The 13,984-nt window shown below is 40.9% G+C and carries 13 protein-coding genes; 4 read left to right on the top strand and 9 right to left on the bottom strand.

Annotated features, from left to right (window positions below; all coding sequences use genetic code 11):
- Nucleotides 1-124: 124 nt before the first annotated feature.
- Together PSH50_RS11440 and PSH50_RS11435 are read right to left on the bottom strand one after the other, a co-directional pair.
- The gene (locus PSH50_RS11440; protein ID WP_273587746.1) at nt 125-2,131 is read right to left on the bottom strand and encodes an alpha-amylase family protein; all 2,007 of its coding nucleotides are present in this window, start codon (nt 2,129-2,131) and stop codon (nt 125-127) included.
- 155 nt (nt 2,132-2,286) lie between these two features.
- Complete coding sequence (locus PSH50_RS11435) at nt 2,287-2,985, bottom strand: tRNA1(Val) (adenine(37)-N6)-methyltransferase (RefSeq protein ID WP_096041205.1); 699 nt, start codon at nt 2,983-2,985, stop codon at nt 2,287-2,289.
- Nucleotides 2,986-3,061: 76 nt separating this feature from the next.
- Here PSH50_RS11435 and srmB point away from each other — a divergent pair, with 76 nt between their 5' ends.
- Together srmB and PSH50_RS11425 are read left to right on the top strand one after the other, a co-directional pair.
- Nucleotides 3,062-4,291 carry an ATP-dependent RNA helicase SrmB gene (gene srmB / locus PSH50_RS11430; RefSeq protein WP_055016341.1) on the top strand — a complete coding sequence of 410 codons (1,230 nt, stop codon included), beginning with the start codon at nt 3,062-3,064 and terminating at the stop codon, nt 4,289-4,291.
- 229 nt (nt 4,292-4,520) lie between these two features.
- Nucleotides 4,521-4,841, top strand: coding sequence for a BON domain-containing protein (locus tag PSH50_RS11425; protein ID WP_004587996.1), 321 nt, complete (start codon nt 4,521-4,523; stop codon nt 4,839-4,841).
- An 801-nt stretch (nt 4,842-5,642) separates the two neighbouring features.
- Here the strand turns inward: PSH50_RS11425 and PSH50_RS11420 are convergent.
- Both PSH50_RS11420 and yaaA read right to left on the bottom strand, forming a co-directional pair.
- Nucleotides 5,643-6,599: a mechanosensitive ion channel family protein gene (locus PSH50_RS11420; protein ID WP_273587747.1), complete on the bottom strand. Its 957-nt coding sequence runs from the start codon at nt 6,597-6,599 to the stop codon at nt 5,643-5,645.
- Nucleotides 6,600-6,722: 123 nt separating this feature from the next.
- Nucleotides 6,723-7,502, bottom strand: coding sequence for a peroxide stress protein YaaA (yaaA, locus tag PSH50_RS11415; protein WP_273609635.1), 780 nt, complete (start codon nt 7,500-7,502; stop codon nt 6,723-6,725).
- Nucleotides 7,503-7,756: 254 nt separating this feature from the next.
- Between yaaA and tal the strand changes: the two genes are divergently transcribed.
- Together tal and PSH50_RS11405 are read left to right on the top strand one after the other, a co-directional pair.
- On the top strand, nt 7,757-8,707 hold the full coding sequence (gene tal, locus PSH50_RS11410) for a transaldolase (protein ID WP_273609634.1): 951 nt from the start codon (nt 7,757-7,759) through the stop codon (nt 8,705-8,707).
- A 305-nt stretch (nt 8,708-9,012) separates the two neighbouring features.
- The gene (locus tag PSH50_RS11405) at nt 9,013-9,201 is read left to right on the top strand and encodes a DUF3545 family protein (protein WP_004587992.1); all 189 of its coding nucleotides are present in this window, start codon (nt 9,013-9,015) and stop codon (nt 9,199-9,201) included.
- A gap of 180 nt (nt 9,202-9,381) precedes the next feature.
- Here the strand turns inward: PSH50_RS11405 and ung are convergent, their stop codons facing one another.
- Genes ung through PSH50_RS11380 form a run of 5 tightly spaced genes read right to left on the bottom strand, consistent with a single transcriptional unit; the run spans nt 9,382 to nt 13,984 of the window.
- Nucleotides 9,382-10,044, bottom strand: a complete 663-nt coding sequence (gene ung, locus PSH50_RS11400; RefSeq protein WP_273609633.1) for a uracil-DNA glycosylase — start codon at nt 10,042-10,044, stop codon at nt 9,382-9,384.
- Nucleotides 10,041-10,901, bottom strand: a complete 861-nt coding sequence (locus PSH50_RS11395; protein ID WP_273609632.1) for a cobalamin-binding protein — start codon at nt 10,899-10,901, stop codon at nt 10,041-10,043. Before PSH50_RS11395 ends, ung begins: the two co-directional genes overlap by 4 nt.
- Complete coding sequence (gene cobO, locus PSH50_RS11390; RefSeq protein WP_004587989.1) at nt 10,901-11,500, bottom strand: cob(I)yrinic acid a,c-diamide adenosyltransferase; 600 nt, start codon at nt 11,498-11,500, stop codon at nt 10,901-10,903. The genes PSH50_RS11395 and cobO overlap by 1 nt, the downstream gene beginning before the upstream one ends.
- Nucleotides 11,484-12,974, bottom strand: a complete 1,491-nt coding sequence (locus PSH50_RS11385) for a cobyric acid synthase (protein WP_273609631.1) — start codon at nt 12,972-12,974, stop codon at nt 11,484-11,486. Before PSH50_RS11385 ends, cobO begins: the two co-directional genes overlap by 17 nt.
- A 5-nt stretch (nt 12,975-12,979) precedes the next feature.
- Complete coding sequence (locus PSH50_RS11380) at nt 12,980-13,984, bottom strand: iron ABC transporter permease (protein WP_273587752.1); 1,005 nt, start codon at nt 13,982-13,984, stop codon at nt 12,980-12,982.

Here is a 13,984-nt window from a genome sequence, read left to right as displayed (position 1 = left end):
AAACGCACTATGAAATTAAACTGCTATTTAGGTACTTATAAAAGTAAAAAACCAAGTACGCGTTAACCCACTTGGTTTTAAATTGGCTGATAGTTTTTTAACGTACGCGTTTTAAAGTACGTATTTAAAAGTTACGTACCTCTACATTTGAGCTGTTAAATTCAAACATATTAATTTTGCCACACTGTGCCATATGGTTAGTACTTGTATAGGGGGTATTTGCTTGGCTTATATCGCCTTCCCACTCTTGGCCATTTTTTATAAATGCTTTTAATTCAAACCATCCGTTAACAGCTTTACTGCAATCCATATCAACATCCAGCATCCAATAGTGTTCGCCCCATATATTAAGGGGTGTAACACCAAAGCCATCTACTGTTACCGATTTTTGGGCGCCATATTCACTTGGCCAAACATTTGTAGTCCAATCCATGGCAGTACCTTGCGCTTCACTGTTTTGGCCTTGTTCAATTCCATACCAATCTAGGTAGTTATCGTTTGCTTTCCAAGGTGTTGTGGTGTTGTTTTTTAGATTGTTATGGCGAATTGGCATAGCACATTCAACATTTGTTGTTTGGCAGTTTCTAGCAAGGTTTGTATTTGCATAGTTGTGATCTATACCACCGCGTACAAACATGTCTTGTCCGATTTGTGTTTGAGCATTAATAAAAATAACGGTTCTTTGCCAGTCGCTATTATTAGGCACTGTTCCTTGAGTTAATTTAGCATTTTTATGAATTGCTATTGCATCCCATGGCGCTACATTTAAATTTATGGTGCCGTTGCTATTAACTGTTATTACTTCACCGCTACAACTAGTAGCATTACCCAAAAGCTCGCCTTTTAACACATTACAGTACTGTCCAGGCGCCATATCTGTTTGAATTGTTGTATTAAGAGTTGAGTCTTCTTTATTAATTGCCATATGACCAGAGCTACCACGTCCAAATGCAATCTGGTTATGGGTGTTATCCCACCAATTTGTTACTACCCAGTTGTCAGCTGTGTTATTTCTAAAATCGACACCACCCGCAATATAAGACCAGCGATGCTCGCACTTCCAGTTACTTGCAAAACATTCTAAATTGCCATTATTGTGCACCGGTACACTTGGCCCACCCGCATCTGTATCGCCGTGAAAATCATAACTCGACATTACTTTTGGATACCCATACGGGTATGCCAACATAAATACGTTGGCTAGGTCGTATAAACGGCCATCTTCAAAGGTAATTACATTACCCGCGCCACCATGGCCGCGTTGATTATCGTGGTTATCTACAAATACCACAGCTGATGAACTTGGCATAAAGCCCCAGCCTTCACCAAAATTACTTAACCATGCAAGCGAGCCATTTCTAAAGGTATTACCAAGCTGCGTACTGTATTTAAACTCGGTAACTAGCCCTGTACTTAAATACTCTGAGGCTGCAACCGCTTCAGTACCTTGGTCTATCACCTCATGAAACACCACTGGCGAGCCATTTATTTTTGCCATTAAACTTTGAATATCACTTGCAGCAACATGCTTAGCAGCATCAAACCTAAAACCTTTAACACCCATAGCTTGAAGGTCATTAATATATGCCGCTAATGTATTTTGCACATAATTTGAAGAAGTGTTTAAATCGGCCAGCCCTACTAGCTCACAGTTTTGCACGCGATAACGGTTATTACCGTAATCTTCTGGGTTAATAGAGCAACTTTCGTGAAAATCTTGTGGGCTATAAATAGGGTATTGTTTATTACCAAAAGTGTTACCAGCAGTGCCCGTACCACTGCCGGCTGCCATATGGTTTATTAATGTATCAACATATATATCAACGCCTGCGGCGTTACAGCGATTAACCATATCTATAAATTGCGAACGGTTACCGCCTCGGCTTTGTAGTTGGTAGCTCACAGGTTGATAGCGAGTCCACCATTGGCTACCTGTAATATGCTCGTTAGGCGGAGACACCTGTACAGCAGCGTACCCTTTTGGTCCTAAAAACTGCTCACATTCTTGGGCTACATCTTGCCAATTCCATTCAAATAAATGCACAAATGTTGTAGGCGCAGCCGATACTAAACTTGGTAAGGTTAAACCTAAGCTAAAACCTGCAGTGGTGATCATTTTATTCAGTTTCATAGTGTGTGTTTCCAGTGTTGGGCGAGTTAAACAACATACTCGACGTTATTTACAAGTAGTTAACACTAGTTTGAGAGTTGCTCAAATAAAAACTGAATACGTATGCATAATGGGTAAACTATCCTTTATTACTAGATAATTACCTACCTAAAAAATTACATTTTCAAGTAAAACGCTTTACATAACGCAATATAATCATCGCTGTAGCGGTTGTTGTCATCTTTTATGCATAGGGAGGTAAGCTCTGGCAAAGTGTTTACTAAGCTAAAGCGCATTAAACTGCGGCTAAATGCTTTACTTGGTGTGGTTTTTACTTGGCAATGCGCGTTTAAATAAAGCCCGTTTTGTTTTGCCAGTTCAATGAATAAGCCCGCCTCTGTGGTGGGTAAAATTACGTTAAAGCACGAATGCTCATGACTTAAACGCATATAGGCGTGTATTAGTTCGTCAAAACTTAAACCATCGGTATGGCGTGCGGTGTTACGGGCATCGCTTAGCCCTTTTAAACTGCGGTTAAAATAAGGAGGGTTAGAAATCACAACATCAAATGGCGCCGCCTGTTTAAACGCTTGTATAGTGGTGTGCTTTACTGTGATATTTGGCCACGGGCTAGAGGCTATATTTTGCTGCGCTTGCTTGTAAGCAGCTTCATCAATTTCAACAGCGGTTATGCTAAGTGCTGGTTGGCGCTGTTTACACATAAGCGCAAGTAAACCGGTACCTGTGCCTATATCGAGTAATGTGTTGGCGCCTTTTAAATACGCCCATGCGCCAAGTAAAATGCCGTCGGTTGAGACCTTCATAGCACAGCTATCGTGCTCAACCTTAAATTGTTTAAACGTAAACCCTGACATTTTTTCACCTTTTCATTCACCAACTGGCGTATAGCGCGTATAATTGCAGGTAATTGTCCCTTATTTTAGACACTCTATGCAATTTTCTGAATTTGATCTTGATACTAAACTACTCAACGCCATTGATAAAATGGGCTACGAGACACCAACCAGCATTCAACAACAAGCTATTCCTGAAGCGCTGCAAGGTCGCGATATTTTAGCATCAGCACCTACTGGCACAGGTAAAACGGCGGCATTTTTAATTCCGGCTATTCAATACTTAATGGATTTTCCGCGTCGCGACCCAGGTTTTGCACGTGTGTTAATAATGACCCCAACCCGTGAACTGGCTTATCAAATTCATGAGCAATGCGAACTACTTGCTAAAGGCACTCACCTTAAAATTGGTGTAGTAACAGGTGGTATAAACTACGGCACCCATAAAGAAATTTTTGAAAACAATAACGATATTTTAATCGCCACACCAGGGCGTTTAATGGAATATCTTGAAACCGAAAATTTCCATGCTGAAAACGTAGAAATGCTTATTCTTGATGAAGCCGACCGCATGTTAGACATGGGCTTTAGAAAAGAAATGCTGCGCATATGTGACGAAGCTAAAAACCGTCGTCAGTGCTTTTTATTCTCTGCAACGTTAGAAGGCGATAGCGTTGAGTTATTTGCAGAGCGTATTTTAAACGACCCTGCTTTACTTGAAGCCGAATCGTCACGCAAAGAAAAAGCAAAAATTCATCAATGGGTTCACCTTGCTGATGACTACCACCACAAGCTTGAGCTGTTGGTTAATACCTTAAACGGCCCAGATGTAAGTAAAGCCATTGTGTTTGTAAAAACCCGTGAGCGCCTAGAGACGCTAATTGGTGAGCTAACTAACAATGGCGTAAAAGCCGCGTGGCTGCGTGGCGAAATGCCGCAAGATAAGCGCATGAAAGCGATGGAAAATTTCCACAGTGGCAAAACGCGCATATTAATAGCAACCGATGTTGCGGCCCGCGGTATTGATGTTTCTGACATTAGCCACGTAATTAATTTTGATATGCCGCGCACTGCCGATGTCTATGTACACCGTATTGGCCGTACTGGCCGTGCAGGTAAAAAAGGGATTGCTATATCATTAGTTGAAGCGCACGACATTGGCATTTTATACAAGGTTGAGCGATACACAGAGCAAAAGCTTAAGCGCCGTATAATTAAAGGGCTTGAGCCACAGCATAAAGAAGCTAAGCCACCCGCTAAAAAGCGTAAAGACCCTGTAAAAATGAAAGCTAAGAAAAAAGCCAAAGCTAAAAATAAAAAGAAATAGCACACCATAAATAAACAAGCCGGCAGTTGCCGGCTTTTTTGTACCCGTTACAAATGTAACCCAAGCATGTAACTCATTCCCATTAAAATGTAATTATTGCCCACCTGAATTCCCACTTAATAAAATAACCTTATATTTCAAGAAATTAAAACTGGCATCGAAATTGTAACTGAGAAAGTAACTCAGCTAAGAATAGCTGCACGATTAACCGTAATGTAAGGATGAAGTTATGAACCGCTTTAAGTTAACTATCGCTTTAGTATCATTTTGTTGTTTATTTTTATTAGCTTGCGCTACAAAAGTAAGTGCAGCAACTAACTTAGCCGTAGTAAGCAGTGTGGCTACTCAACCTAACTTACAACAAACAATCACCAATACGTTACGTACTAACCCAAACTTAGCATTAAGCGATATTCGCGTGCAGGTTGAAGACGGCGAAGTTGACCTATACGGTGAAGCGCAAACAGGTTTTCAGCGTGCACTTGCACAAAAGTTTTTAGAAAATATGGATGGCGTTAAAATTATCCGTAATAAAATTAGTGTTATCTGATACAGCATTACAATATTTGTTTATATAACTTATTCCTCTGCGTGGCTTGTTTCTCCAACACAAGCCGCGCTTTTTTATGCTTAACAGCACACTTTAGTATCTAAACTTCTAGCTTTAGCTCCCCTATGGAAAGCAGAGCAAACACTTAGCCGTCCTTTCCCACTCTTTTAAATTAGTGACTTACTACAGCTTTGATAAAAGAATGCTATAACAAGGCTGTAAAGTTCATATAATCAGCGCATTTTTAATACCGTTGGCAATCTACAAGTGTTTGCTAATCAACCTCACCATAAATAACAGATAATATATGACTTAATGCATGCAAATGCCCCATCACTTAAACAAGGAAGCTAATACATGAAACGATTTATTCACTACTGCTAATCCCTCTTATTGGCCATGCAGAGGAAGCTATATTTGGCTTTGCTGCAGATGTGTCTGTATCCGGCTTTTTAGCCCAGAAATTAGTGAAATAGATATTATAAAAGTCTTTGCTGATTTGGCAGGATTAAAAGTAGGCGACAAGGTAATAGAGTTAGATAGCTGCGCTATTTCAGATTGCCCTGCTGAGGTTACAAAAAATGATGACAAAAAACAGTGGTGAAACGCTTTTACTACTAATAAAAAAAACTCGATGGCAGCGAAAAGCAAATAAGTATTAACTTAAAATAAATTGATTAAAAGTATAGTTAAATTTAACCCGACTTAGCGCTTTGAAATTACTAGCAGCGCACTTTTTATGTAAAAATGCGCTGCTAGTGGGTAACTATTACTGGGCTAGTTTAAACCAGTATTAGTCGCTCATTCGCTTTGATTTGAACCCGTATTACTCCCGCCTTGTTGTTTGGGTGACTGTTGGTTTATTTTATCGCTTATCATGGCATCGAGCTTTTCACCGCCTTTAATGCCAAAATCTAACGTACGTATTGGGAATGGAATACTTATATCTGCAGCATCAAGCGCTTGTTTAACAGCGACTACGCCTTTATGGCGTACTGTCATAAAGTCTGGCTCGCCTGGGTATTTTATCCAAAACCACACCAGTAAATTAATACTACTGTCGCCAAAACCTTCTGCGTACACAGCGGTTTCATCTTTACGTATTACAAAGTCAAACTCGTTAATTTTATCAACGATAACTTCTTTGGCTTTTTCAATGTCGTCGCCGTATGAAATACCCACCGGTACCTCTATGCGCCTAACGCCTAACGTGGTGTAATTTTTTAACACATTTCTAAATAATACCTTGTTAGGTACCAGTATTAACTGCCCGTAAAAGCTCTCTATTAGCGTGTTACGCAGGTTTATAGAATGTACAGAGCCAAATACGTCGTCGGTTTCAATTACATCACCCGCTTTAAATGGCTTGCGTATTCCCATAGCAATACCGGCAATTAAGTTCTCGGTCATGTCTTGAAAAGCAAAGCCAATGGCTAAACCCACAATACCCGCACCCGCTAGTAACGATGTGATAGTGCCTTTTAACCCCATAAAATCTAAAGCGATAAATAGGCCCACACATAACACAATAACCTTAAAAATAGACGCCATTAAATCAGCAATTTGCTTAGAGTCGAGTGAGCGCCTTAATAGGTTTTTCATTAGCTGGCCGGCAAAGCGCGCTATTATTGAAAATACAATGGCTATCACCACTGCCACAATAAAGTTTGGGATGTGGCTTATTACTACATCAAACCACCCTCCGAGTTTTTCTTCGATGAGTTTTTCGGCTTCGGCTACTGAAGGTATGCTGATCATATTTTTACACCTATCTATTTTTTATCTCATTAATAGTAGGTGAAGTTAGCAAGTTTAGCGCCAGCATAAAAAAAGCCATGCAATGCATGGCTTTTTAACTCATTGTTTGCTGAGTACAAACGCTTAGTTTTGCTCGTCGCGCATAAATACAGGCTCAAGATCTTTAGTGGTTGCTTCAGGGCTAAAGTAATAACCCGCCACAGTAAACTCTTTTAATTGGCTAAGCTGTGTTACCTGGTTCTCTATAATGTAACGGGCCATCATGCCGCGCGCTTTTTTAGCGTAAAAGCTAATTACCTTATATTGGCCATTTTTGCAGTCTTTAAAATGCGGGGTAATAATTTGCGCATTGAGTGCTTTTTTATCTACTGCTTTAAAGTACTCGTTTGAAGCAAGATTAACGAGGTATTGTGCGTCTTGCGCTTTTAATTCCTCGTTTAATTTATTAGCAATAATGCTACCCCAAAATTCATACAAATTTTTCCCGCGAGGGTTATCAAGCTTAGTACCCATTTCTAGGCGGTAGGCTTGCATTAAATCAAGCGGCTTTAATAAGCCGTATAAACCTGAAAGTATTCGTAAATGGCTTTGCGCATAATCGAGGTTAGCGGCAGTGAGTGTTGCGGCATCTAAACCACCGTACACATCGCCGTTAAAGGCTAGTACCGCTTGTTTAGCATTACTTGGTGTAAATGGTTGCGACCATTCGCTAAAGCGCGCAGCGTTAAGCCCTGCAAGCTTATCGCTAATTTTCATTAGGCTGCCAATTTGCGCTGGAGTTAGTTCACGGCATACTTTCATGAGCTCTTCGCTGTGCTCTAGTAATTCAGGTTGAGTGAACTTATCTGTTGCGGGTGGCGTTTCGTAATCAAGATTTTTTGCTGGTGAAATAACAGTGATCATAGTTAGCTATTGACTTGTAATTTATTTAATGTCAATTTCAACATTAAATGAGACGAAAAGCACGTTTTGTTTATAAAATACCATTGAAAATTAATCGCAATGGCCTAAATCCTACCTTAATAAATCATGCATCGTCGTTTTTCTATTGATAAGGACATAAGACCTATCAAGCATTGTCACACTGTTGCAGTATTGAATACTTATATTAAGGTAGTTTAGATTTTCTTTTAACTTGCTTGGAATGAGGAAGGCAAATGACTAGCGCTCTACAAAGGCTAAAACAACATTCATCTATCGTAGCCGACACTGGCGATATTGAAGCGATCAAAAAGCATCAACCAGAAGATGCGACCACAAACCCGTCGCTTTTATTAAAAGCGAGCGAGATTGAAGCTTACAAGCCTTATTTAGATAAAGCTTGGAGCTATGCAAAAGAAACAGAGCAAGATGCAGCTAAACAGCTTGAACTTGCATGTGACTACTTTGCCGTATTACTTGGTAAAGAAATTAGCGAAATTGTACCTGGTTATATTTCTACTGAAGTAGATGCTCGTTTATCATTCGACACCCAAGCAACTATTAATAAAGCACATACCCTGCTTAGCCTTTATGAAAAAGAAGGTGTAAGCAAAGACAAAATTTTAATTAAAGTTGCGTCTACATGGGAAGGCATTAAAGCGGCCGAACAGCTAGAAAAAGAAGGGACTAAATGTAACCTAACTTTATTATTTAGCGATGCTCAAGCGCGTGCATGTGCCGATGCAAATGTATTTTTGATCTCGCCATTTGTTGGCCGTATTTTAGATTGGCACGTAGCAAATGGTATGGAAAAACCAACCGATCCGCTACAAGATCCAGGTGTTCAATCTGTACGTAGCATTTTTGAGTTTTATAAACGCCATGATTACAAAACCGTTGTTATGGGCGCAAGCTTCCGTAACACTGGTGAAATTATTGCGCTTACAGGTTGTGACAAGCTAACGATTAGCCCTAACCTACTAGAAGACTTAGGCAATTTAGAAGGCGCAGAAGAATACTTACTACAAAGTGATATTCCTAAAGAGCCAAAGCCTGCTCCACTTACTGAGTCACAGTTCCGTTGGTTACATAACCAAGATGCAATGGCAACTGAAAAACTAGCTGAAGGTATCCGCTCATTCGCAGATGCACAAGAGCAGTTAGAAGCACGTTTTAAAGCAATGTAATACGCGCTAATTATGTATTAAACGCCGCACCTGCGGCGTTTTTTTATGCCCTTAGTATAATCCGCACTGCTTTATACTAACCTGCCACAGCATGTACCATTGCCTACACAGCTAAATAACTCACTTTTAGTATTTTTTTATTTATTTTTTCTATCTAAAAATAGCGCGTTCAATAAAGCTAGTTAGTATTAAACTTCATCAATGCATCACATACTTGTAACAAATTCGTCACTTTTTTATTCTATTTTAGCCAGGCCTGTGGTATAGGTATTCTCGAGGTTCACTAAAATCAATAGGAGATAGTCATGGATAGCCTAAACGATATATTAGAGATATTAGAAGGTCCTGATACAACAAGAAAAACCTCTCAAAAGAATAAAAAAAGAAAGTGGCGCGAGATTGAGGCCATAAAAGACAAACAACGGTTACGTAAAGAACTACAGGAGTTAGACTTTTTTACAGACAGCATTGAAATTGATGAGCTAGATTTTTAATTTCAAACTCATTGCACTCAATTAGGCAATTTATTTTGCGGCAGGAAAACCGTATCGATAGTAAAGCTAACGCCAGGTTTTACCCCTTCAAAATAATTGATAATTATTGCGCATGGGCATTAATACACAATAACTAAGCAAAAGGCTTTCATAATACGAAAGCCTTTTTTAATATATCAATTAAACCTGCCAGTTAATGGGCATATCGCCTTGGGCTTGTAATAACTTATTTGTTTGTGAAAAGTGCTTACAGCCAAAAAAACCACGATGCGCAGAAAGCGGCGATGGGTGAGGCCCTTTTAAAATATGATGGCGAGCGCTGTTAATATTTTTACCTTTTTTTTGCGCATGAGCGCCCCATAAGATAAACACGACACCTTTGCAGTGTGCATTTATATGAGCTATCACGTTATCGGTAAATTGCTCCCACCCTAAATGCTTATGCGAGTGCGCTTGGCCTTGCTCAACCGTGAGTACTGTATTGAGTAAAAACACGCCCTGCTCTGCCCAGCTTTGTAAGTAGCCATGTTGTGGTATTTCAAAACCGGGAATATCCGTTGCCAATTCTTTGTACATATTTTTTAACGACGGCGGTAACTTTTTAACCTCTGGCAACACAGAAAAACATAAGCCATGGGCTTGGCCTTCTCCGTGATATGGGTCTTGGCCTAAAATAACCACGCGAATATTGTTAAGGGCTGTCGCTTCAAAGGCGCTAAATACTTGCTCTTTGGGTGGGTACACAGCAACACCTTCGACACGGCGTTTTGCTACATAATCTAATGTTTGCTGCATATAGGGTTGCTGTAATTCATATTCTAAAAAGGCTGGCCAATCGCTCATTGTATACTCTTAATTTGTTTGCGTGATGCGTCTATTTTATCACACATATTTGCCAGTCCATCTAGCATGCGCGGTGTAAAACGATGTAATAAATCGGCATTTACACGTATAAATTGATTATGTTTTACAGCGGGGACTTCTGGCCACTTTTGCCAATTAATTTTAGGTTTTGGCTTATCGGCTTGTTCATCAGGAATAATAATAATCTGTGGTTTTTTAATCACCACGTTTTCAATACTTATTTGCGGGTAGTCGGTTGGGCTGTGTGCAAATACATTGCTTACATGACATGTTTCAATAAGCTGGTTTATCCATGTATTTTCACTTACCGTCATCATTGGCTCTGGCCATAATTGATAAAAACCAGTTAATATTTTTTTGCTTTGCTGCTGCTTTTTAATTTTTTTGAGCTTAGTAATAAATGCGTTTGCTACTTGCTTGCTTTGCTCAATACGCCCTGTAAATTTTCCAAAAGCAATCAGCTCGTTTGCAACTTCTTCTATTTTTTTGGGATCACTTAAATGTATTTTTATACCAAGGCGTTTAATTTGTTCTAAATCTTCACTTTGATTACCGCTTTTCCAACCAATCACTAAATCGGGTTTTAGCGCTAATAATTTTTCAAGAGAAATACCATAGTAACCACCAATGCGTTCAATACTTTTAGCTTCATTTGGGTAATCAGCGTAATCAACAGTGCCAACAATATTACTTCCCGCACCTATAGCAAATAGGTTTTCTACTATATGCGGTGCAAGTGCTACAACGCGCAGTTTATCTGGCGCAGCTGTATCACTGGCCACGGCACTGCCCCCAGAACACAATAACAGCAGTGCAGTAAAAAACGCTTTATACATTAGTAATCAAACCCTTCTAGTGCTTTTATACCCGAGTCGAAGGCGTGTTTAACATTGCGCACTTCGCTTACTGTATCGGCAAGGTCTGTTAATGTGCGGTGCGCTGCGCGACCTGTAATAATAACCGATTGCATGGGAGGGCGATTATTTAGCGCGTTTACTACCTCATCTAAATCAATATAACCGTAAGTCACCATGTAGGTAAGCTCATCTAGTAATACTAAATCAATACTGCTATCTGCAAGCATACGCTTTGACTCTTGCCACGTTGCTTGCGCGGCTGCGGTGTCGGCTTCTTTGTTTTGCGTATCCCATGTAAAACCGGTATTCATAACGGCAAATTCAACCCCTGCGCCTTGTAATAAGTTACGCTCTCCACACTCCCATGTGCCTTTAATGAACTGACAAACAGCGGCTTTTTTACCATGCCCTACGCAGCGAGCAACCACACCAAAGCCTGAGGTAGATTTACCTTTACCATTACCCGTAATTACCTGAAATATCCCTTTAACATCTTGCGCAGCAGCCACGCGTGCATCTACCTGCTCTTTTACTTTTTGTTGGCGCTGCTGGTGCTTATCGTTATTTGTATCCGTCATTATTATCTCCTTCATAAATCGATATAATCTGTTGCATGTTCAAATGCGCCTCGCACATAGTGGCCAAGCGCTCTAGTTGTTGCTCGCGGTGCGCTACAATACTCACAGGTTGTATAGTTGCATCGCTTTTTACCCACTTTAAAATTTGCAGTGTGGCAGCGGGTTCATCAAACAAGCCATGTAAATAAGTACCAGCAATGGCATTGTCGTCACTAATAAAGCCATCGTTTTCAAACCCATGAGGGTGCGCATTAAACGTTAAAAATGGCTTATTAAGTGCTGCGCCTTCACTAATGCCGGCATGAATTTCGTAGACGCTACACGGTGTTTGCAAATCATTTAACTGCATAGCCGCCGTTACTTTAGTGAGTACTTTTTGCGTGCTTAGAGTGGTTTCAAAGTCACTTAATGCAAGGCCTTTAACACGTTTTAATGACGATTCAACCCCCATCGGATCAGCAATGCTATTTCCCAACATTTGCATACCACCACAGATACCCAATACTTTGCCACCATAGCGTAAGTGGCGCTTTATTTGCGTATCCCAGCCTTCATTTTTTACAAAACTTAAATCGCCCAGCACGTTTTTACTGCCAGGAATAATAATCAGATCAACCGGTGGGATCGCGTGTGTGTGGCGTACATAATTTATATTAATATTTGGGTGCAGCCGCAATGCATCAAAATCGGTATGGTTACTAATATGCGGCAATAAAAGCACGGCTATATTAATGGTGGCAGTCGTCACCGTGTTATCTATTGCTACAACATCTTCGGCATCAAGTGCTAAATCATGCAAATAAGGCAGCACTCCAAGCACTGGTTTTTTTGTGTAGCGCTCAAGCCAATCTAGCCCACTTTGTAGCAAGCTTATATCGCCTCTAAAGCGGTTTATAACAAAGCCTTTTACGCGCGCTTGCTCGGATTCGCTTAATAACGCAAGTGTGCCCACTAAATGCGCAAACACACCGCCCTTGTCTATATCGGCAATAATAATGACAGGGCAATCTACCGCTTCTGCGTAACCCATATTGGCAATGTCGTTCTCGCGTAGGTTTATTTCTGCGGGGCTGCCTGCGCCCTCAACCAATAATAAATCAAACTGCTTTGCTAGACGTGTATGCGAGGCAAGCACTGCATCCATCGCAACCTGTTTATAGTTATGATACGCCCCTGCCTCCATATTACTAATGGCTTTTCCATGTATAATGACTTGTGCCCCAGTATCACTATTTAGTTTGATCAATATGGGGTTAAAGTCGTTTTGAGGCTCTACTTTAGCGGCTATGGCTTGCAAAGCTTGCGCACGGCCTATTTCGCCCCCCTCTTTTGTAACCGCGCTATTAAGCGCCATATTTTGCGGTTTAAAAGGCGCGACCTTTATACCTCGCTTTACAAACACTCTGCAAAGCGCAGCGACTAAGGTGCTTTTTCCGGCATCTGACGTAGTGCCTTGAATCATTAAGGTTTTCATCAGCACTATGCCTTTGTTTTTCTAAAAAAGAGTAAGCTTAAAAAAAATACGCTACCCATGGCTGCTGTGATCACCCCTACAGGGAGCTCTTGGTTTTTAAGTAATGAGCGCGAAAGCACATCGACCCACACCATAAACGTGCCGCCCACTAAGCTAGTAATTAGTAAGCCAGCAGTACTGCCCTGAGATATAAAAAAGCGCACTATGTGCGGCACCATTAAACCTACAAAACCAATACCGCCACATAGGGCCACCAGCACGGCCGTTATTAACGAGCTCAATACCAACATTAAAATTCTAAAACGGTGCACACGGACCCCAAGCGTTATCGCGCTTTCATCGCCAAGAAGCAGCGCATTTAACTGCCTTTTAAAGCTCAACATAAAGCTAATACACACCACTATAACCACGCATGGCAACCATAACGTGGCCCATTGTGCGCGGGCAAAGCTGCCTAACGTCCAAAACAAAATACCAGCCACTGCTTGCGGGTCACTCCAATACAGCAATAAACTTGTAAATGCGCTAAATAAAAATGACAGCGCCACCCCCGCTAGCAACATAGACTCTACTTGCGACCTTTTTTGCCGCCCAGCAATAAGTATCAATAAGCCCATTGCTAAAAAGCTCCCTAATAAGGCAGCAGCCGATAACATAAACCCTGCACTAATACCCGCAACAGCCATAAGCAGTACTACCCCAAACGACGCGCCTGACGATATGCCAAATAAATACGGGTCAGCGAGCGGGTTACGAGTAACCGTTTGTAAAATAAGCCCTGCAATAGCCAAACCTGCACCCGCCATAAAGGCAAGTAAGGTACGAGGTAACCTAAGCTCATAAATAATACGCGCGTTAAACGAGCCCTCCCCTGCTGATAAAACCCCTGTGAGCACATCACTTAACGGCGTATCTGCGGCGCCAAAACTCAGTGCGCTAAAAAGGCTACCCAGTGCAATTAACACGGCTGCTATAAATATTGTCCACTGGTTTATTTTTGTTATATCCAT

Source organism: Pseudoalteromonas sp. Angola-7 (genome assembly GCF_028599255.1).
Classification (GTDB): domain Bacteria; phylum Pseudomonadota; class Gammaproteobacteria; order Enterobacterales; family Alteromonadaceae; genus Pseudoalteromonas; species Pseudoalteromonas atlantica.
This window is presented reverse-complemented; position numbering and strand designations above follow the sequence as displayed.